Source organism: Xanthobacter sp. DMC12 (genome assembly GCF_056314105.1).
The window spans coordinates 1,381,902-1,400,583 of the sequence record NZ_JBQUYZ010000001.1; the positions used below are offsets into that span (position 1 = coordinate 1,381,902).

The following is an 18,682-nucleotide window of genomic DNA, read 5'->3' on the forward strand; positions in this document are numbered from 1 at the left end:
CGCCCTGAGCTTCGGCGGCGGACAGAGTTCAGATAGAGCCGCGCAAGCGGCCGGGGGTGGGAGGGGCGCGTGGGAAGCGGCAGGCTGCGTTACGATCACGATTCACATCCGCCGCTCCCCGTACTGGTCGGCGCGGTGGCCCAGCACATGGGCCTGATGGCGGTGACTTTGGTGTTCCCGCTGCTGGTGGCGCAGGCCGCCGGCGCCGATGCCGAGTTGCAGCGGCGCTATCTCGACCTCGCCATGCTGGCCATGGGCGTCGCGACCCTGTTCCAGTGCTGGGGACGGCCCATCCTGTTCCTGCGGCGCGTCGGCTCCGGCTATCTCCTGCCGGCCGTGTTCACGGCCGTCTATCTGCCCGCCGGCCTCTATGCCGCCCGTACCGGCGGGCTGGAGGCGGTGGCGGGCATGACCATCGTGGCGGGCCTTGCGCAGGTGCTGTTCAGCCGGGTCATGCATCGCATGCGCCCCTTCCTGCCCATCGAGATCGTCGGGCTGGTGGTGACGCTGCTCGGCATCATCCTCGGCGTCGTCGCCATCAAGCTGATGGTCGGCTACAGCCAGTCAATGGCCGACGTCACCCTCACCGGCACCGGCGGCGCGGTGGCCGGCCTCGTGGTGATGATCATCCTCGCAGCCTGGGGCAGCCCGCCATGGCGCGCCATGGCGGTGCTCGTGGGACTTGCGGCAGGCACCGTGGTGCATCTCGCCCTCGGCCTCGGCACGCCGCGGCCTGAGGTCTCCGTGAAGCCCCTGCTGGAGCTGATCCGCTGGCCACTGGTGACGCCAAGCTTCAGCATCGGGCTGCTCCCCGGCTTCCTCGCCGGGGCGCTCGCCGCCATCCTGCGCAGCTTCGGCGACATGGTGGCGAGCCAGCGCGCCAACGATCCGGAGTGGCGCCGGCCGGACTATCCCAACATCGAGGCCGGCGTACTGGCCGATGGCCTCGGCACCCTGTTCGCGGGGTTGATCGGCACCTTGGGCCTCAACACCTATTCGGCCAGCGTCGGGCTCGCCGTCGCAACCGAGGTGAAGGCCCGGCGGGTGGGGCTGGGCGTCGGCATCGGCTGGATCGCCCTCGCCTTCATCCCCGGCTCGTCGGTGGCGGTGATGGCGATTCCCCGCCCGGTGCTCGGGGCCGCATTGCTGTTCGCCTCCGCCTTCATCGTGCTGTCGGGCATCTCCATCCTCGGCCAAAGGATGCTGGATGCGCGGCGCACCATCGTGGTGGGCCTCGGTTTCCTCATCGGCATTTCCTTCGACGAGATCCCGGACTTCTATGCGCGTGTGCTGTCCGCAACGGCGCAGGAGCTGCTCACCTCCTCTTTGGTGCTCGGCCTGTTCACCGCGCTCGTGCTCAATGCCCTGTTCCGCATCGGCGCGGTGAAGAGCCGCCGGCTCGTCTGGTCTCCGGCTCAGGGCCATGCGATCTTGCGCCAGTTCCTCATGGACAGCGCGGCCGCCGATGGCGCGCGCACCGAGGAAGTGGGGCGCATCGCGCAGATCGCCGAGGAATTCGCCACCGCCGCCCCCTCCCTCGCAGAGGGGCCGGTGGAGGTGACGACGCGGTTCGATGAATTCGTGCTGGATGTGTCCTTCGCCTGGACCGGCGGCGCGCTCCAACCGGGGCCGAAGCCCTCCTTCGATTCCAGCGTGGACGAGGAGGCCATGCTCAACGGCGTCACCTTCCTCCTCATCACCCGCCTCGCCGACCGCACCCACCGCCGCATCCTGCCGGACGGTCGGCAGGAGCTGCGCTGCGAGGTGGACCAGTAGGTGAGCGCCGCATGGCGGGCCTCAACTGTCGGTGGTAAGCCTGTTCTGATCCGATCGCGCGACCTTGGGGGCAGGACCATGCCGATCTTCCACGCCACTGGCCGGACCCGCGCCGGCCTCGCGCTCGGCTTTCTCCTCCTCCAGGCCGGCTCCGCCACGGCGGCGACGGCGCCGGGGGCGACCGATCCGAAGAAATTCCAGAGCTATCTTTATTCGGACGCCTACAGGGCGGCCCTGTCAGCCGCGTGGCAGAAGGTGCCCCCGGTCTCCCTGCCCGCCTGCCCCACCCTCACCGACAGCAACACGTCCGTGACACTGCAGCAGGACGTGGCCTTCGACGCCAAGGGCCTGCCGAAGTCCGGCGCGTGGTGGGGACATTATACCGTGGCCGGCTGCGGCACGGAGCGGATCATCAACATCCTGTTCCGGGCCGAGCCCTCGGGCGTGCGCTTCCTCGTGACGCTGCCGGGCCGCACCCGCGCCAATGTGGTGCTCCAGCGCGACGGGCTCACCTATGCCTTCATCGGCGCCGGCACGAAGGTGGCCGACTGCAAGGACATGGAGGTGGCAGACACCGCGTTCGAGGGCTTCGGCCTCTCCCCCGGCGACAAGTCGGCGCCGGAGAGCGGGCCATGGCGCGAGACATGGACCGTGGCCGCCTGCGGCAGGATGCTGGCGGTGCCGCTGGAATTCATTCCGGACGCCACCGGCACCACCATCAACCAGCGCCCGGCCGAGATCCGGGAGCTGAAGAAGTAGCTCAGGCGAACTCCCGCGCCGCCTCCTGAAGGAAGGCGTGGACATAGGGCGCGAAGGAGCGCCAGCACTCCACGCGGAAGTCCGCGCCCGTGCGCACCAGCACCACCTCGGCCTTGCCGAGCAGCGTGCGCGTGGCCGCGCCGGGCGGAAAGGCGGCATCGCTCAGGTCCAGCGCGATCCCGGCGTTGAGGATGTCCGCCGCGTGCGGGCCGCTCACGAGGAACGCCGCATTGCGGTGCCCCACCGCCACCAGCGAGAAGAAGCGGCCGGCGAGATCCCCCGCGATTGCGGGCGCGGCGGCCTCCCCCTCCCCTTCGGGACAGATGAGCAGCCATTCGCCCGGCCCGATCCGAGCGGCGAAGCGCTCCGGCGTGCCGCGCACGCTGTTCAGCGGGCCGGAAAGATCGAAGCCCCCGGCCATCGCCGGCAGTTCCGCGCCGCGCGGCGCCTTCATCTGCAGCACGAACCGGTCGGAGGCCGGCAGCACCCGCACCAGGCCGGACGCGGTCGGGGCGAAAATGGGCGCCCGCCGTGGGTGGATGGAAACCCGCTCAGGCATGAACGCCCCCTTCCACAAGACCTTCCACCCGTTTGCCCTCGGGATCGAGGAACACCGGAGCCACCACCGTCACCGCCGTGAAGCCGGCCGGCGTCGTCACATGCAGCGTCTCCCCCATCCGCGCCCGCCCGCCGGAGACCAGCGCCAGAGCGATTGGGTGGCCGAGGGTGGGGCTGAGATAGGAGGAGGTGACATGCCCCAGCATTCTCATGGGCATGGGCTGGGCGGTATCGGCGACGATCTGCGCCCCCTCCTCCAGCACGGTGCGCCCGTCCGCGGAGAGAAGGCCGACCAGTTGCTTGCGGTCCGCCCGCGCCATGTCCGGCCGCGCGAGGGAGCGCTTGCCGACGAAATCCTTCTTCACCTTGGAAACCGTGCCGGAGAGGCCGAGGTCGTCCGGCGTCACGGTGCCGTCCGTCTCCTGCCCGACGATGATGAAGCCGCGCTCCGCGCGCAGCACATGCATGGCCTCGGTGCCGTATGGCGTGATGCCGAAGTGCTGGCCGTAGCCGAACAGCGCCTCCCACACGGCTTGCGTGAAATCCGCCGGCACGTTGATCTCGAAGCCGAGCTCGCCGGTGAAGGACACGCGCATCAGCCGCGTAGGCACGCCGAGAATCCGCCCCTCGCGCACCGCCATATGGGGGAAGGCTTCCGCTGAGAGATCGATGCCGGTCACGAAGGGCGCCAGCACGTCCCGCGCCCGCGGCCCCTGCACGGCGATGACGCCCCATTGCTCGGTGATGGAGGTGAGGAACACGTCGAGGTCCGGCCACTCCGTCTGGAGGTAATCCTCCATATGCGCCATCACCCGCGGCGCGCCGCCGGTGGAGGTGGTGACATGGAAGCGGTCGCTCGCCATGCGGGCGACGATGCCGTCGTCGAGGATGAAGCCGTCTTCCTTCAGCATCAGGCCATAGCGGCACTTGCCGGGTTCCAGCTTCGTCCAGGCGTTGGGATAGATGCGGTTCATGAACTCGGCCGCATCCGGCCCCACCACCTCGATCTTGCCAAGCGTGGAGGCATCAAGCAGGCCGACGCTCTCGCGCACCGCCCGGCATTCGCGGGCCACCGCCGCGTGCATGTCCTCCCCCGCCTTCGGGAAGTACCAGGCGCGGCGCCACAGGGCGACGTTCTCGAACTTGGCGCCCTGCTTCACCGCCCACTCATGCAGCGGCGCGGTGCGGATGGGATCGAACGTCTCGCCCCGCGCCGTGCCGACGATGGCGCCGAAGGTGACCGGCGTATAGGGCGGCCGGAAGGTCGTCGTGCCCACCTGCGGGATGTCCTTGGCCAGGATCTCCGACACGAGGCCGAGGGCGGCCATGTTGGAGGTCTTGCCCTGGTCGGTGGCCATGCCGTTGGTGGTGTAGCGCTTCACATGCTCGACGCTCTCGAACCCCTCGCGCACGGCGAGGCCGATGTCCTTGGCGGTCACGTCGTTCTGGAAGTCGAGAAAGGCGCGCACCTTCTTGGGGTCCGCATCGGTGGGCAGCACCCGCGCCGGCCTGAAGCCGGTGGGGGTGGCCGGCACCGCCGCGAAGGCGCGGGCCGAAGGCGCGCCGGCGGCGTCCGCCCCGGCCGCCCAGCCCTCGGCGAGGATGGCGGCAAGGTCATAGGTGCCCTTGCACGCGCCGGCCGAGCGTTCCGCCTGCACGGATGTGCCCGGCACGAAGGCGTCGATCTCGCTCCGGAAGACGAGCTTGCCGCGCGACTGGGAGAAGAGATGCACCGCCGGTGTCCAGCCGCCGGACATGCCGACGCAATCACACGGCAGCGTCCTCCGCACGCCGACGCGCCCGCCCGAAAGGGGCGCCACGATCAGCCCCGTCACCCCCTTGCCACCGGTGGAGCCGACCACCGTATGCCCGGCGAGAATCTCGATGCCGGAGGCCAGCGCCCGCTCGGGGCCGATCTCGGCCTCGGGGCGCAGGTCCACGAGGGTCACCGCCAGCCCCACGGCCTTCGCATCCGCCGCCGCGCGATAGGCGGAGGCGCCGTTGGTGGCGAAGACGATGCGGCGGCCCGGCGCTACCGCATAGCGGTTCACATAGGTGCGCACGCTCTCGGCCAGCAGGATGCCCGGCCGGTCATTGTCGGCGAAGGCCAGCGGGCGCTCGTGGGCGCCGGTGGCAAGCACCACCTCCTTGGCGCGCACCTGCCACAGCCGTTCGCGCGGCAGCTTCGGGGCCGGCGCTGCGAGGTGGTCGGTGAGGCGCTCGGTGAGGACGACGTGGTTGTGGTTGTAATAGCCGAAGGCCGTGGTGCGGCTGAGAAGGGTGACGTTCGCCCGCGCGGCCAGCGTCTTCAAGGCATCCGCGACGAACGCCGACGCGCTCTTGCCATCGAGGGTGGAGGTGACATCCGCCAGAAGGCTGCCGCCCATCTCCGCCTGCTCGTCGGCGAGGATCACCCGCTTGCCCGCCTCGGACGCCGCCAGCGCCGCCGCGAGGCCGGCCGGCCCGGCGCCCACCACCAGCACGTCGCAATGGGTGTTGCGATGGACGTAGCGATCCGCATCCGGCACATCCGGCGCCACGCCGAGCCCGGCGGCCGCGCGGATGGCCGGCTCATAGAGCTTGTCCCAGAAGGAGCGCGGCCACATGAAGGTCTTGTAGTAGAAGCCCGCCGTCAGCACCGGAGCGACGAGATCGTTCACCTGCCCGATGTCGTGCTCAAGCGATGGCCAGTGGTTCTGCGAGGACACCTTCAGGCCCGCAACCGCCTCCACCACCGTGGCGCGGTTGTTGGGATCTGCCCGACCGGGGCCGCGATCCACGCGGAAGAGGGCGTTGGGTTCGTCCGCCCCATGGGTCAGCACGCCGCGCGGCCGGTGATATTTGAACGAGCGGCCCACCAGCTTGATGCCGTTGGCGAGGAGCGCCGAGGCCAGCGTGTCGCCCTCGTAGCCCTCGACGGTGCGGCCGTTGAAAGTGAAGGCGAGCGGCTTCGCGCGGTCGATGCAGCCGCGGCCGGTAAGGCGGAATTCCTGCGCCATCAGCGGCCTCCCGTGACATCTGGGCGCGGCTGGCCCATCTCGTAGGTGGTGATGAAGGCGTCGCTCACCGTATTACGCAGCGCATTGAACCAGCGGCCGCAGCCGTGGGCGTGCAGCCAGCGCTCAGCGTGGACGCCCTTCGGGCTCTTGCGCAGGAAGAGATATTCGGCCCAGGCGGCATCATCGAGGGCGTCAGGATCGGCCGGGCGGGCGATGTGCGCCTCGCCGCCGCAGCGGAATTCCACCTCGGGACGCGGCCCGCAATAGGGACAGGGAACGAGCAGCATCTGAAACCTCAGTGCGCCACCGCCGCCGCCGCCGCCTCGTCGATGAGGTGGCCGGTGCGGAAGCGGTCGAGGGTGAAGGGGGCGTTGACGGGGTGGGGCTCGTCGCGGGCGATGGTGTGCGCGAACACATGGGCCGAGCCCGGCGTCGCCTTGAAGCCGCCGGTGCCCCAGCCGCAGTTCACATAGAGCCCCTTCACCGGCGTCTTGCCGATGATGGGCGAGCGGTCCGGCGTCACGTCGACGATGCCGCCCCAGTTGCGCAGCATCTTCATGCGCGTGAATTCGGGAAACAGCTCGCAGATGGCATCCAGCGTGTGGGTGGTGATGTGGAGGCCGCCCTGCTGGCTGTAGGAGACGTACTGGTCCGTGCCCGCGCCGATGACGAGTTCGCCCTTGTCGGACTGGGAGATGTAGGCGTGGACCGCGTTGGACATGAGCACGCAGGGAAAGCACGGCTTCACCGGCTCGGAGACCAGCGCCTGCAGCGGAAAGCTTTCCAGCGGCATCCGCACCCCGGCCATGGCCATGACCATGGAGGTATGTCCAGCCGCCGAGACGCCGATCTTCTTTGCCCCGATCGGCCCGCGCGTGGTCTCGACGCCTGTCACGGCGCCGTCCGGCCCGCGGTTGATGGCGGTGACCTCGCAATTCTGGATGATGTCGACACCGAGCGCATCGGCACCGCGGGCATAGCCCCACACCACCGCATCATGCCGTGCCGTACCGCCGCGCCGCTGGAGCGCCCCGCCGAGCACGGGATAGCGGATGTCGGGAGAGATGTTCAGCGGGGGGCAGAACTCCTTGGTCTGTTCCCGCGTGAGCCACTCATTGTCGATGCCGTTGAGGCGGTTCGAATAGACGTGGCGCTTGAAGCTCTGCACGTCGTGCTGGTTGTGCGCCAGCATCAGCACGCCGCGCTGGGAGAACATGACGTTGTAGTTCAGCTCCTGGGAGAGCCCTTCCCACAGCTTCACCGCGTGCTCATAGAGGGCGGCGCTTTCATCATAGAGGTAGTTGGACCGGATGATGGTGGTGTTGCGGCCGGAATTGCCGCCGCCGATCCAGCCCTTTTCCAGCACCGCGATGTTGCGGAGCCCGTGCTCCTTCGCGAGGTAATAGGCGGCGCCGAGCCCATGGCTGCCGCCGCCGATGATGAGAGCGTCGTAGGCGGGCTTGGGCGTCGGGTTGCGCCACTGGCGGCTCCAACCCTGATGAGCGTTCAGCGCCTCGGCGAGGAGGGTGGGAAGCGAGAAGCGGCGCATCGGTTTCCCTGATGGGTATCCAAGGGTGTCCCCTGTTCGACCGCGACAATGCGCCCGCCCGCCGCCCTGCTCTCGTGGAAATGCGACGACAAACTGGAATGCAGGCGACACCGCCGCCTGCCTGCCCCTCCGTCTGCCGCTGCGCCGTCTGCCCCTCCGGTAGCGGCGCGGCGGGTCAGAAAATGGCGCCATCCCTCAAAAATGAACGCAAGATAAGGTGTGACGCGGAAGCCGCGACGCTATAAGGAGCCGACGAGGCGCTCTTCCGGCGGTGGTGCAGGGAGGACCGCCGTCCCGCCATGGCGCCGACGGGCCCGTGGCCGAACCCGAAAGTCGAGCGCGAGCAAGAGATGAGCACGAGCCGAGACGCGTCCTTCCTCGATGCCGCGCGCCGGGAGCCGCCCGCCGCCTCCTCCGCCCGTCCGCGCCCCCCGGTCATCGACCGCACCAGCCTCGCCCGCGCCTTCGACGACCTCTCGGTCTACATGAATGCCTGCATCCTCGGGCAGCCGGCCTTCGTGGAGCTGCTGCTCATCGCCGTGCTCGCCGATGGCCACCTTCTGGTGGAAGGCGCGCCGGGCCTTGCCAAGACCAAGGCCATCAAGGCGCTGGCCCACGCCATCGACCTCACGGACCAGCGCATCCAGTTCACGCCGGACCTTCTGCCCTCCGACCTCACCGGCACCGACATCTACCGGCCGGAGGATGGCAGCTTCCAGTTCCAGGAAGGGCCGGTGTTCCACAATTTCATCCTGGCGGACGAGATCAACCGCGCGCCCGCCAAGGTGCAGTCGGCGCTGCTGGAAGCCATGGCGGAGCGTCAGGTGACGGTGGGGCGCACCACCCGCCGCCTGCCGCCGCTCTTCATGGTGATGGCGACCCAGAACCCCATCGAGCAGGAAGGCACCTATCCCCTGCCCGAGGCGCAGCTCGATCGCTTCCTCCTGCATGTGCGCATCGACTTCCCGGACCTCGACGCCGAGCGCCAGATCCTGCGCCTCGTGCGCGGCGAGGCGCGCGGCGAGTCGCCCGATTTCGGCGCGCCGCTGCCGCAGGAGGTGGTGTTCGCCGCCCGGCGCGAGGTGCTGGCCGTGCACATGGCGGAGCAGGTGGAGGAATATCTGCTCCAGCTCGTGCAGGCGACGCGCCGCCCCGAGCTTTACGGCGCCGATCTCCAGGGCCTGGTCGGCTTCGGCGCCAGCCCGCGCGGCACCATCGCCCTCGACCGCTGCGCCCGCGCCCACGCCTGGCGGCGCAAGCGCGACTATGTGATTCCCGAGGACGTGCAGGCCATCGCCAAGCCCGTGCTGCGCCATCGCGTGCTGATGACCTTCGAGGCCGAGGCCGACGGCGTGACCAGCGACGACTTCATCGACCTGCTGCTCGCCCGCGTGCCGGTGGGCTGAGGCGACACACTCCATGGCCGAGCGCGATCCGCTCCGGGGCGTCGTTGCCCGCCTCGCCGACCTGGTGGCGGCGCGTCCGCGCGTCCAGGGCGGCTTCTCGGGCGGCAAGCGCGTCAGCAGCCAGCTCTACGGGGGCCACAGCTCCTCCTTCCGCGGCCGCGGCATGGAGTTCGACGAGGTGCGCGTCTATCACCCCGGCGACGATGTGCGCACCATCGACTGGCGGGTGACGGCCCGCACCGGCAAGCCGCACACCAAGCTGTTCCAGGAAGAGCGCGAGCGCCCGGTGCTGGTGCTGGTGGATACGCGCGCCTCCATGCGCTTCGGCACGCGCGACTGCTTCAAGTCCGTGCTGGCGGCCAAGGCGGCGGCGGTGCTGGCCTGGATCGGCATCGGCGGCGGCGACCGGGTGGGCGGGCTGGTGCTGGCGCCCTCCGGCATCATCGCGCTGCGTGCCGAGCGCACCCGCCGGCGCATCCTCGCCTTCGTGCGCTCCATCGCCGACGCCACCGCCGAGCGCCTCGGCCCGCCCGGCTCGGAGCCGACATTGGGCGAGGCGCTGGCGCGGCTGCGGCCGCTGGTGAAGCCCGGAACGCTGATCTTCCTCGTCTCCGATTTCGCCGACCTCGACGAGCACGCCGCCCGCGAACTCGGCCGCATCGCTCTGGACGGGCACGTCACCTGCCTGTTCGTCTATGACCGGCTGGAGACGCAGATGCCCTCCGGCGGCGTCTTCCCCGTCACCGACGGGGTGTCGGTCGCCCGGCTCGACGACAGCCGTACGGCGCAGCGGGACGGCTATGCCCGCCGCTTCGCCGAACGGCGCGGCGCGCTGGAGCGGCTGTGCCGCGAGCGTGGCCTCACCCTCATGGACCTCGAGACCGGCTGCGACCCGGCGGAGATCCTCAATCCCGAGCGGATGCGGCAGGCGGCGGTCTCGGCCCGGGCCGGCGCAGCCGGGGCCATCGCCCCCGGCACAGGACGGACGGGGACGCGATGACCAGCCCCGCGCTCGCGCCCGACACCTCCGTTCCAGCGGCCAGCACCGGCCCGACGACCCTCATTCCGCCGCCCGGCACGGCGACGCCGCCCAATTTCCAGACGCCGGATTTCCTTAACGGAGCGCCGCCCGCCACCCCGCCCGTACCGGGCTCGGCCGAGGACCCGCTGGCGGCGCTGCGCGACATCCACCTGCCCCCCGACGTGCCGTTCTTTCCGCTGGCGCCGGGCTGGTACATGCTCGCCGGGCTAGTGGTGCTGGTCGCCATCATCCTTGCCGTGCGCGAGTGGCGCTGGCGGCAAACGCTCGCCTACAAGGCCCTGAAGATGTTCGACGCCGAAGTCGGCCGCGCCGAGCCGGAGGACACCCACGCCGTCGCGGTCGCCGCCTCGGACGTGCTGCGCCGTCTGGTGCGCGCCGAGTCCGGCGAGGCGAAGGCGACGCTCACCGGCGAGGCCTGGGCCCGCCTGCTCGTCACCGGCCGCGCCCCCTTCGCCCCGCGGGAGGCAGCCTTCCTCGCCCGTGCCCCCTACATGCCGCCTGAGACGGCGGAGCAGGTGGCCGCCGGCAGCATCACCCCCGCCGCCCTCGCCGACGCGGTGCGGCGCCATATCCGGGCGCGCCGATGATCACGCTCGCCTGGCCCTGGATGCTGGCGCTGCTGCCGGCCCCTCTCCTCGCTTACTTCGCGATACCGCGCGCCCGCGAGCAGAAGGCCGGCGCGCTGCGCCTGCCCTTCTTCGCCGCCCTCGCCCGGGCCGGACTGGTGACGCCCGGTCGGCCGGCCTGGAGCAAGACGCGCCTTGCCGCGCTCGCCTTCATCTGGACGCTGCTCGTGGTCGCCGCCGCCCAGCCCATCTATGTGGGCCGGCCGGTGGAGGTTCCGGTCGAAGGGCGCGAGATCATGCTGGTCATCGATCTCTCCGCCTCCATGGCGCAGCGCGACCTTGCCCTCACCAGACCCATGGACCGCCTGCAGGTGGTGAAGCAGGTGGCGGACGACTTCATCGCCCGCCGCGCCGGCGACCGGGTGGGCCTCATCCTGTTCAGCACCCGCGCCTATGTGCAGGCGCCCCTCACCCTCGACCGCCGGGTGGTGCGCGACCTGCTCGCCCAGGCGACCATCGGCATGACCGGGCGCAACACCTCCATCGGCGACGCCATCGGCCTCGCGGTGAAGACCCTGCGCGATGGTCCGGCGAAGGAGCGGGTGGTGGTGCTGCTCACCGATGGCGCCAACACCTCCGGCGTGCTCGATCCGCTCCAGGCCGCGGCCATCGCCGCCAAGGAGCATCTGCGCATCCACACCATCGGCGTCGGCTCCGATGCCGGGGAGTTCATCCCCGGCGCGCCCATGAACCCGTCCTCCGACCTCGACGAGGGCGCGCTCAAGGCCATTTCCGGCCTCACCGGCGGCAAGTATTTCCGGGCCCGCGACCAGCAGGGGCTCGCCGGCATCTATGCCGAGATCGACAAGCTGGAGCCGGTGGCCGGCGATCCGCAATATGTGCGTCCGGCCCTCACCCTGTTCTTCTGGCCGCTCGGTGCCGCGCTGGTCGCGAGCTTCCTGTTCGCCGCCATCTTGCTGCTGCGCCTGCCCACCCGCCGCGCGGCCGATGCGCCCGCCCCGCAGGACGCCCCGGCGGGCGAGACCCCGGCCCTGCCGGTTGCGGAGGCGCGCTGATGGCGAGCTTCCACTTCCTGCGGCCGGAATGGCTCCTGGCGCTGCTGCCGGCGGCGCTCCTCGCCGGATTGCTCCATCGCCGGCTGCGCGAGGGCAGCAACGACTGGGCGCGCGTGGTGGACCCCCACCTCCTCGCCCACCTCGCCCTGCCGGGGCGGCGCGCCAGCGGGCAATGGCCGGCCGTGCTGCTGTTCGCCGGCTGGGTCGCCGCCGTCTTCGCCATGGCCGGCCCCACCTGGCAGAAGCTGCCCCAGCCGGTGACGGGCCGGCTCGATCCGCTGGTGATCGCGGTCAACCTCTCCCCGACCATGAACGCCCCGGACGCCAGCCCCTCGCGCCTCGTCGCCGCCCGCTACAAGATCGCCGACGTGCTCCAGCGCATGCGCGGCAGCGAGGTGGCGCTGGTGCTCTATTCGGACATCCCGTTCGCCGCCGCGCCGCTGACCGAGGATGCCCACGTGGTGGCGCAGATGCTGCCGGACCTCTCCACCAACCTCATGCGCGGCAATGCCAATCGCCCGCAGGATGCCATCGCCATGGCCGTCGACCTGCTCAAGGGGGCTGGGGCGGTGAGCGGGCGCATCCTGCTCGTCACCGACGGCCCGGGCGACGAGCCGGGCAAGACGCAGGCGGCGGCGAAGGCGGCCGCGGCGGACGGCTACAAGGTCAACGTGATCGGCGTCGGCGCGGGCGGGGCCAACGGCGCACCGGCGGTGGACACCGCGGCGCTGACAGCCATCGCCTCGGCTGGCCAGGGCGCCTACACCCCGCTCACCGCCGACGATCGTGACATCGCCTACGCCCTGCCCCCGGCGGCCAGCTCGAACGGCGCCGTCACCGACAGTGAGGGCTTCACCGCCGACGTGTGGGCGGACATGGGGCCTTATGTGCTGCTTCTCGCGGTCCTGCTCGCTCCCCTCGCCTTCCGGCGCGGCTGGATCGCCGTCCTCGCCGTCGCGGCCCTTGGCGGGCTCGCGTCGCCGCAGCGGGTGCAAGCACAGACGTTCCAGCAGAACCTCACGCAGAACCTGCCGCAGAGCTGGGCGGACCTGTGGTGGCGGCCCGACCAGCAGGGCGCGGCGGACTTCGCCCGGGGCGACTTTGCCGCCGCCGCGCAGAAGTTCGAGGACCCGGCCTGGAAGGCCGCTACGCTTTACAAATCCGGCGACTATTCCGGTGCCGGTGCGGCCTTCTCCCGCCTGCCCGGCGGCGACTACAACCGCGGCAATGCCCTGGCGCGCGCCGGGCGGCTCGAAGAGGCTGTGGCCGCCTACGACAAGGCGCTGGCCGCCGAGCCCGACCATGCCGACGCCAAGTTCAACCGCGATCTGGTGCAGAAGCTGATCGACGCCAAGAAGAAGCAAGAGGAAGAAAAGCAGAAGCAGGACCAGAAGCAGAACCAGGCCGGCGGCGGTGGTGGGCAGGATCCGAACAAGGACCAGAAGCCCGACCCCAAATCTGACCAGAAGCAGAAGCAGGACCAGAAGCCCGGCGGGGACAAGCCGCAGGACGCACAGAACAACCCGCAGCCGGGTCCCCTCCCCCCGCCTGCGCCGTTGCCGCCACGCCGTCCGCCCGAGCTGGCGCAGCAGCCGCCCGCTCCGCCCCGCCAGCAGCCCCAGGAGCAGGCGCAGCAGGCGCCGCCGCCCGATTCCCCGCCCCAGCCGTCGCAGCAGCAGCCCGCCAAGGAGCAGCCGGAGACGATGGCCGGCGACATCCCTGCCGAGCCGGTGACGCCCAAGGCTCCCCCGCCGCCCATGCCGGACGACAAGGACGGCGGACCGGACACCGCCAAGCAGGACCCCAACGCCGCCTTCTCCGCGCCGCCGACCTCGCCCTCCCAGGTCGCGCAGCCGAAGCCGCCCCAGCCGCCGGCCCAGACACCCCCGGCCGTGGCGTTCAGCGACGACGACCAGAGCCGCGAGCAGGCGCTGCGGCAGGTGCCGGACGATCCCGGCGGGCTGCTGCGCGCGCGGATCCGGTCCCAGTACACCGGCGCGCCGGTCTTCCTCTCCGAGGGAGATGCACAATGATCCGCGCCGCCCTCCGCACCGGCCTCGTCTGCCTCGCGCTCGCGCTGTGGGCGACGGCGGGCTTCGCCGCGGCCTTCAAGGCCACGGTGGAAAAGCCCCCCGCGGACCAGGGCGACACCTTCGAGCTGGTGCTCAGCGTGATCGGGCGCGACAGCCTGGAGCCGCCCAACATCAGCCCCCTCAACAGGGACTTCGAGATTCTCGATCGCGGCAAGCGCAGCCGCATGGAGAGCGTCAACGGCCGCATGGTGGAGGTGAACGAATGGGTGCTGACGCTGGCGCCCAAGCGCGCCGGCCATCTCGTCATCCCCGCCCTCACCCTCGGCAGCGAGACGAGCGCCCCCATCGAGATGGACGTGGCGCCGGGCTCCATCGCCGAACCGCCGGACGACGGCCCGGTCGCGCTCTCCGTTGACGTGCAGGGCACCCCGCCCTTCTACCTCCAGAGCGAAATTCCCGTTGTCGTGCGCATGTACGACCGCATCGGCGCGCTTGAGGCGCAGGCGGACCAGCCCGCGGCGGATGGCGCCACCTTCACCCCGGACGGCACGCTGAAGCGCTATAGCCGCGTCTATGACCGCCAGCGCTACCGCGTGGTGGAGCTGCGCTACATCATGCGGCCGCAGCGCACCGGCACCATCCAGATCGCTTCCGTGGCCCTGCGCGCCTCCATCCCCGCCTCCCCGCCCGGCGCGCAGGAGCAGGCGCGCGCGCTCGGGCGTCCCGCCATGCCGTGGCTCGGCGGCAATTTCGATTCGGGCCGCAAGGTCACGGTGTTCGCCAATCCGGTGGAGGTGACCATCCAGCCCCGCCCGGCCGGCGTGACCGGCTGGTTCCTGCCGGCCCGCGCGGTGCGCCTCAAGGAGACCTGGAGCAGCCCGCCGGCCAAGGCGAAGGTGGGCGTCGCCCTCACCCGCACGCTGCGGCTGGAGGTGCAGGGCGCGAGCCCCGCCCAGCTGCCGCCGCTGAAGCCGGCCGAGACGGAGGGCGTGCGCCAGTATGCCGACGAGGAGCATCCCGAGGCCGCCCAGGTCGGAGGCGCGCCCGGCGCCGTCGCGGAAGTCCATATCACCGTGGTGCCGACCCGCAGCGGGTCGATCACGCTGCCCGCCATCACGGTGCCCTGGTGGAACATCGCCGCCAGCCGGGCCGAGACCGCCCAGCTTCCCCCGGTGACGCTGGAAGTGTCGGGATCGGCCGACCCCGCCGGCCTCGCCCCGCCGCCGGCGCCCGCGGCGAAGACTACACCCAAGCCGCAGGCGGCGCCCGCCGACGATGCCGGCCCGCTGCCGCTCCGCGACATGGCCGCCATCGCCCTGGTGGTGGTGATGATCGCCGGCTTCCTCCTGTTTTCGGGCCGGCGCGCCGGGCGCAAGGCCAGCGCCGTCGCCGAGCCGCCGGAGCGGCCCGATCTCCGCCGCCCGGCGCGCCCCGGCCGCCCGTCCCCGACGCGCCCCGCCGTGCGGCGGCCCAGAATGGTGACGCCCGACGAGAAGACCGCCGCCGGTGCGGTGGAAGCCGCCTGCAGGGCCGGCCACGCCACCGCCGCCTATCGCGCCTTTCTCGACTGGAACCGGGCCTCAGGGCCGGGCCATGCGGGCACGGCTTCCGCCCGCACGCCGGCCATGGCGGCGGCGCTGCATGAGATCAGCCGCCACCTCTATGCGGGGGAAGGAGACACCTGGGACGGCCGCGGCTTCAGCTCCGCCTTCGCCGCCGAGCGCAAGGCCGCCCGGACGCCGCCAAAGGCCGGCACCGCCCGGGGGCTCGCCCCGCTCTATCCGAAAGCGCGCTGAGGGCGGCCCCGCCCTCAGAAAAAGCCCGCGCGGCGACGGAGCGAAAGCCCCGGAAAGCCCGCGCGGCGACTGAGCGAAGCTCGCTCAACTCCCGCCCCACACCCGCCGCATGTAGTCGGTGAAGACCGTCACCGCCGGCGCACGCACGGGGGTCGCCCAAGCGGCGCAGGTGACGAGCTTGTCGGCCACGTCGTCGAGATCGCGGATGACGATGCCGCGCCGCTGCAGGTTCCGCACGCAGCTGGCATAGACCGACACCCCCGCCCCCGCCGCTACCAGCCCGAAGATGCCTTCCGAGGAGGACGCCTCCTGCACGATGCGCGGGGTGAAGCCGGCGCGGTGGCACACAGCGAAGAAAGCGGTGCGGAACGCGCCCCAGTTCTGGCCCGAGCCCAGCACGAACGGCTGGTCCGCGAGGTCGGCGAGGCGCAGCACGCGCACGTTGGAGAGGGGGTGGGTGATGGGCAGCAGCGCCACGTAACGGTTGTCGTCGAAGGCGTAGCTCGCCATGCCCGCCTCCTCGAACGGGCCGATCATGAAGCCGATGTCGATGCGGTCCGCGAGCAGCGCCTCCTGCTGCTGCAATGTCGGGGTGAAGGACAATTCGAGCCGGATCTCCGGACGGTAGCGGCTGAAGCTGTTGAGAAATTCCGGCAGCCGGCCGTTGATGGCGAAATCCATGTAGCCGATGCGCAGAACGCCGACCTCGCCGCCCGCGGTACGCCGCGCGCTGGTCACCGCCCGCTCCAGCCGCGCCAGCGCCTCCCGGCTTTCCGCGAGGAAGGCCTTCCCGGCCTCGGTGAGCACCACGGTGCGGGTGGTGCGGGCGAACAGCGGCACGCCCACGTCCTGCTCCAGATCGCGGATGAGGCGGCTCATGCCCGGCTGGGTCATGTGGGCCCGCTGGGCGGCGCGGCCGAAGTGCAGTTCCTCGGCGAGGAGCACGAAGCAGCGGACGTGGCGAAGATCGAAGCGCATGCCTATTGATACCACATGAGATATCAATAGCGGCGAAATTAGAATTTCCCAAGCCGGCTGACCTCGCCCAATCTTCTCCCTGCGAGCCCGGTGGCAACGGGCACAAAACCATCAGGGATCAAGGACATGGCCTTCGAGGAAGACCTCGACGCAGCGCTGACACGCGCCTTCGAGCAGGCAACCCAGCTTTACCAGCGCAACGGCTTCCAGCGGCGGGTCGGCTTCGGTCGGCGGCCGGCGCTCATCAATGTGGACCTCGCCAATGCGTGGACCCGCCCGGGCAACCCCTTCACCTGCGAGAAGATCGACGACCAGATCATCCCCGGCGTGCAGGCGCTGCTCGCCGCCTGCCGGCGCAACGGCCATCCGGTCGTCCATGTCACCACCTGCTATCAGGTGACGGACGAGACCAAGGCCGCAACCGACATGGGCCTTTGGCACCACAAGATCCCGATCGAGGTGGTGGATCAGGCCAAGCCCGAGCTGTGGGCCATCGACAGCCGCATCGAGCCCGTGGCGGGCGAGCAGGTGCTTATCAAGAAGCGGGCCTCGGCCTTCCACGGCACCTATCTCGCCGGCTTCCTGCGCGCCAACAACGTGGACACCATCCTCGTCACCGGCGTCACCGCCTCGGCCTGCGTGCGCACCACTTTGTGCGACGGCCTCGCCGAGGGCTTCCGCACCATCGCGGTGAAGGAATGCATCGGTGATCGGGTGCCCGGCGCCGTGGCCTGGAACCTGTTCGACATCGACGCCAAGTTCGCCGACGTGGAGCCGCTGGAGCGCTGCATCGCCTATCTCGACGAGGTGGGCGGCAAGTCCAAGGCGGCCGCGTGATCTTCTCGGACCGCCGTCATGCCCCGGCTTGTCCGGGGCATCCACCCGGCCGCCGCCGCGGTGCTTCCTATGCGGGAGCCGCCCCGGCCCATCGGTGGATCCCCCGGACAAGCCGGGGGATGACGGTCGGTCGTGGGGCAAGCGCGCGTGCACAAGAGTGAATTCCCCGGCGGCGCCCCCCAGCGCCGCCGGCTTTAAGCGTTCGACTTCAAATCATAATCCAGAGGCGAACATGACCAAGCTCATCACCCAGCTCACCGGCGCCCCCTCCCGCCGCGCCGTCCTCGCCGGCCTCGGCGCGGGCGCGGCCGCCCTCTCCCTGCCCGGCCTCGCCCGCGCGCAGGACAAGACCCTCGTCGTCTCCAACTGGGGCGGCGACTGGAACGAGCGCACCATCAAGTTCGTGGAAGCCCCGCTGGTGGAGAGCCAGGGCATCAAGATCGTCCGCGACCTCGGCATGGAGCCCGAGCGCAAGGCGAAGCTGATCGCCGAGAAGCGGCTGCGCCGTGGCACCATCGACGTCATCCACATCAACGAGGGCGACAGCGTCGAGCTTTACGGGCAGGAGGTGATCGAGAACATCGACTTCTCCAAGGTGCCGAACTACGCGAACGTGGTGCCGGCGCTGAAGTCCAAGCCCTTCTTCGTGCCGTGGCTCTACAGCGGCGTGACGATCATCTACAACAAGGACAAGGTGCCGAACCCGCCCAAGTCCTATGCCGAGCTGTGGGACAAGAAATGGGCCGGAAAGATCGGCCTCACCAACCAGCTCTATTTCAACTACATCATGATGGCCGGCCTGATTAAGGGCGGCAACGTGACGAATACCGAGGAAGGCAAGGCCCGCCTCCTCGAGCTGAAGGAGCTGACCCAGCCCCGCATCTATGCCGCCCACCAGCAGCTCGGCGCGGGCCTCGTCAATGGCGAGGTGGATATCGCGGTGAACTACAAGGCGCGCGGCCTGCAATGGGCCAATGACGGCGCCCCCCTCGCCATCGGCTACCCGTCCGAGGGCGCCATCGCGGTGATGTTCGGCGCGGCCCTGCCGAAGAAGGCGCCGAGCCCGGATTTGTCCTACATCTATTTCAACGCCATGCTGGACCCGAAGGCCATGGCCGGCTTGGCTGGCGCGAGCTTCTACGCTCCGGCCAACGGCAAGGCGGAACTGTCCCCCGAACTCAAGGCGAAGGTGGACTTCACCGCCGCCGAGGCCGCCGCGCTGAAGTTCCCGGATTACGCGCACGTGGCCAAGAATACGGCGGAATGGCTGGAGTGGTGGAACAAGAACATCGCCCGCTGAGCGAGGC

The 18,682-nt window shown here is 70.5% G+C and carries 15 protein-coding genes; 10 read left to right on the plus strand and 5 right to left on the minus strand.

Annotated features, from left to right (window positions below):
• Nucleotides 1–69 precede the first annotated feature (69 nt).
• Together ACT535_RS06415 and ACT535_RS06420 are read left to right on the plus strand one after the other, a co-directional pair.
• Nucleotides 70–1,776 (plus strand): uracil-xanthine permease family protein, encoded by a 1,707-nt coding sequence (locus ACT535_RS06415; RefSeq protein ID WP_476363732.1) that lies wholly within the window; start codon nucleotides 70–72, stop codon nucleotides 1,774–1,776.
• Nucleotides 1,777–1,854: 78 nt separating this feature from the next.
• Nucleotides 1,855–2,535, plus strand: a complete 681-nt coding sequence (locus ACT535_RS06420) for a hypothetical protein (RefSeq protein WP_476363733.1) — start codon at nucleotides 1,855–1,857, stop codon at nucleotides 2,533–2,535.
• Between the two features lies 1 nt (nucleotide 2,536).
• On the opposite strand, the gene ACT535_RS06425 is transcribed toward ACT535_RS06420, so the two are convergent.
• The 4 genes from ACT535_RS06425 to ACT535_RS06440 are packed head-to-tail and all read right to left on the minus strand — an operon-like array spanning nucleotide 2,537 to nucleotide 7,641.
• Nucleotides 2,537–3,094 (minus strand): sarcosine oxidase subunit gamma, encoded by a 558-nt coding sequence (locus ACT535_RS06425; protein ID WP_476363734.1) that lies wholly within the window; start codon nucleotides 3,092–3,094, stop codon nucleotides 2,537–2,539.
• Nucleotides 3,087–6,092 (minus strand): sarcosine oxidase subunit alpha family protein, encoded by a 3,006-nt coding sequence (locus ACT535_RS06430; RefSeq protein ID WP_476363735.1) that lies wholly within the window; start codon nucleotides 6,090–6,092, stop codon nucleotides 3,087–3,089. Before ACT535_RS06430 ends, ACT535_RS06425 begins: the two co-directional genes overlap by 8 nt.
• Complete coding sequence (locus ACT535_RS06435; RefSeq protein ID WP_476363736.1) at nucleotides 6,092–6,379, minus strand: sarcosine oxidase subunit delta; 288 nt, start codon at nucleotides 6,377–6,379, stop codon at nucleotides 6,092–6,094. The genes ACT535_RS06430 and ACT535_RS06435 overlap by 1 nt, the downstream gene beginning before the upstream one ends.
• A gap of 8 nt (nucleotides 6,380–6,387) precedes the next feature.
• Entirely contained in the window at nucleotides 6,388–7,641 is a 1,254-nt protein-coding gene (locus tag ACT535_RS06440) for a sarcosine oxidase subunit beta family protein (RefSeq protein WP_476363737.1), read from the minus strand.
• 485 nt (nucleotides 7,642–8,126) lie between these two features.
• Here ACT535_RS06440 and ACT535_RS06445 point away from each other — a divergent pair, with 485 nt between their 5' ends.
• Genes ACT535_RS06445 through ACT535_RS06470 form a run of 6 tightly spaced genes read left to right on the plus strand, consistent with a single transcriptional unit; the run spans nucleotide 8,127 to nucleotide 15,560 of the window.
• Entirely contained in the window at nucleotides 8,127–9,047 is a 921-nt protein-coding gene (locus tag ACT535_RS06445) for an AAA family ATPase (RefSeq protein ID WP_051460815.1), read from the plus strand.
• A gap of 13 nt (nucleotides 9,048–9,060) precedes the next feature.
• Nucleotides 9,061–10,047, plus strand: coding sequence for a DUF58 domain-containing protein (locus tag ACT535_RS06450; RefSeq protein ID WP_476363738.1), 987 nt, complete (start codon nucleotides 9,061–9,063; stop codon nucleotides 10,045–10,047).
• Complete coding sequence (locus tag ACT535_RS06455; RefSeq protein ID WP_476363739.1) at nucleotides 10,044–10,676, plus strand: DUF4381 domain-containing protein; 633 nt, start codon at nucleotides 10,044–10,046, stop codon at nucleotides 10,674–10,676. The genes ACT535_RS06450 and ACT535_RS06455 overlap by 4 nt, the downstream gene beginning before the upstream one ends.
• Nucleotides 10,673–11,731 (plus strand): vWA domain-containing protein, encoded by a 1,059-nt coding sequence (locus ACT535_RS06460; RefSeq protein WP_476363740.1) that lies wholly within the window; start codon nucleotides 10,673–10,675, stop codon nucleotides 11,729–11,731. The genes ACT535_RS06455 and ACT535_RS06460 overlap by 4 nt, the downstream gene beginning before the upstream one ends.
• Nucleotides 11,731–13,764 (plus strand): vWA domain-containing protein, encoded by a 2,034-nt coding sequence (locus tag ACT535_RS06465; RefSeq protein WP_476363741.1) that lies wholly within the window; start codon nucleotides 11,731–11,733, stop codon nucleotides 13,762–13,764. Before ACT535_RS06460 ends, ACT535_RS06465 begins: the two co-directional genes overlap by 1 nt.
• Complete coding sequence (locus tag ACT535_RS06470) at nucleotides 13,761–15,560, plus strand: BatD family protein (protein WP_476363742.1); 1,800 nt, start codon at nucleotides 13,761–13,763, stop codon at nucleotides 15,558–15,560. Before ACT535_RS06465 ends, ACT535_RS06470 begins: the two co-directional genes overlap by 4 nt.
• Nucleotides 15,561–15,644: 84 nt before the next feature.
• Here ACT535_RS06470 and ACT535_RS06475 read toward each other — a convergent pair whose 3' ends face one another.
• Complete coding sequence (locus tag ACT535_RS06475) at nucleotides 15,645–16,538, minus strand: LysR substrate-binding domain-containing protein (protein ID WP_476323497.1); 894 nt, start codon at nucleotides 16,536–16,538, stop codon at nucleotides 15,645–15,647.
• A 126-nt stretch (nucleotides 16,539–16,664) separates the two neighbouring features.
• Between ACT535_RS06475 and ACT535_RS06480 the strand changes: the two genes are divergently transcribed.
• On the plus strand, nucleotides 16,665–17,375 hold the full coding sequence (locus ACT535_RS06480) for an isochorismatase family protein (protein ID WP_168461011.1): 711 nt from the start codon (nucleotides 16,665–16,667) through the stop codon (nucleotides 17,373–17,375).
• Between the two features lie 232 nt (nucleotides 17,376–17,607).
• Complete coding sequence (locus ACT535_RS06485; RefSeq protein ID WP_476363743.1) at nucleotides 17,608–18,675, plus strand: ABC transporter substrate-binding protein; 1,068 nt, start codon at nucleotides 17,608–17,610, stop codon at nucleotides 18,673–18,675.
• Nucleotides 18,676–18,682: the final 7 nt, after the last annotated feature.

Bases quoted from the DNA above. Each gene is read 5' to 3' on its own strand.
- ACT535_RS06420 (WP_476363733.1), top strand. From the start codon at position 1,855: ATGCCGATCTTCCACGCCACTGGCCGGACCCGCGCCGGCCTCGCGCTC.
- ACT535_RS06425 (WP_476363734.1), bottom strand. From the start codon at position 3,094: ATGCCTGAGCGGGTTTCCATCCACCCACGGCGGGCGCCCATTTTCGCC.
- ACT535_RS06430 (WP_476363735.1), bottom strand. From the start codon at position 6,092: ATGGCGCAGGAATTCCGCCTTACCGGCCGCGGCTGCATCGACCGCGCG.
- ACT535_RS06435 (WP_476363736.1), bottom strand. From the start codon at position 6,379: ATGCTGCTCGTTCCCTGTCCCTATTGCGGGCCGCGTCCCGAGGTGGAA.
- ACT535_RS06440 (WP_476363737.1), bottom strand. From the start codon at position 7,641: ATGCGCCGCTTCTCGCTTCCCACCCTCCTCGCCGAGGCGCTGAACGCT.
- ACT535_RS06445 (WP_051460815.1), top strand. From the start codon at position 8,127: ATGAATGCCTGCATCCTCGGGCAGCCGGCCTTCGTGGAGCTGCTGCTC.
- ACT535_RS06450 (WP_476363738.1), top strand. From the start codon at position 9,061: ATGGCCGAGCGCGATCCGCTCCGGGGCGTCGTTGCCCGCCTCGCCGAC.
- ACT535_RS06455 (WP_476363739.1), top strand. From the start codon at position 10,044: ATGACCAGCCCCGCGCTCGCGCCCGACACCTCCGTTCCAGCGGCCAGC.
- ACT535_RS06460 (WP_476363740.1), top strand. From the start codon at position 10,673: ATGATCACGCTCGCCTGGCCCTGGATGCTGGCGCTGCTGCCGGCCCCT.
- ACT535_RS06465 (WP_476363741.1), top strand. From the start codon at position 11,731: ATGGCGAGCTTCCACTTCCTGCGGCCGGAATGGCTCCTGGCGCTGCTG.
- ACT535_RS06470 (WP_476363742.1), top strand. From the start codon at position 13,761: ATGATCCGCGCCGCCCTCCGCACCGGCCTCGTCTGCCTCGCGCTCGCG.
- ACT535_RS06475 (WP_476323497.1), bottom strand. From the start codon at position 16,538: ATGCGCTTCGATCTTCGCCACGTCCGCTGCTTCGTGCTCCTCGCCGAG.
- ACT535_RS06480 (WP_168461011.1), top strand. From the start codon at position 16,665: ATGGCCTTCGAGGAAGACCTCGACGCAGCGCTGACACGCGCCTTCGAG.
- ACT535_RS06485 (WP_476363743.1), top strand. From the start codon at position 17,608: ATGACCAAGCTCATCACCCAGCTCACCGGCGCCCCCTCCCGCCGCGCC.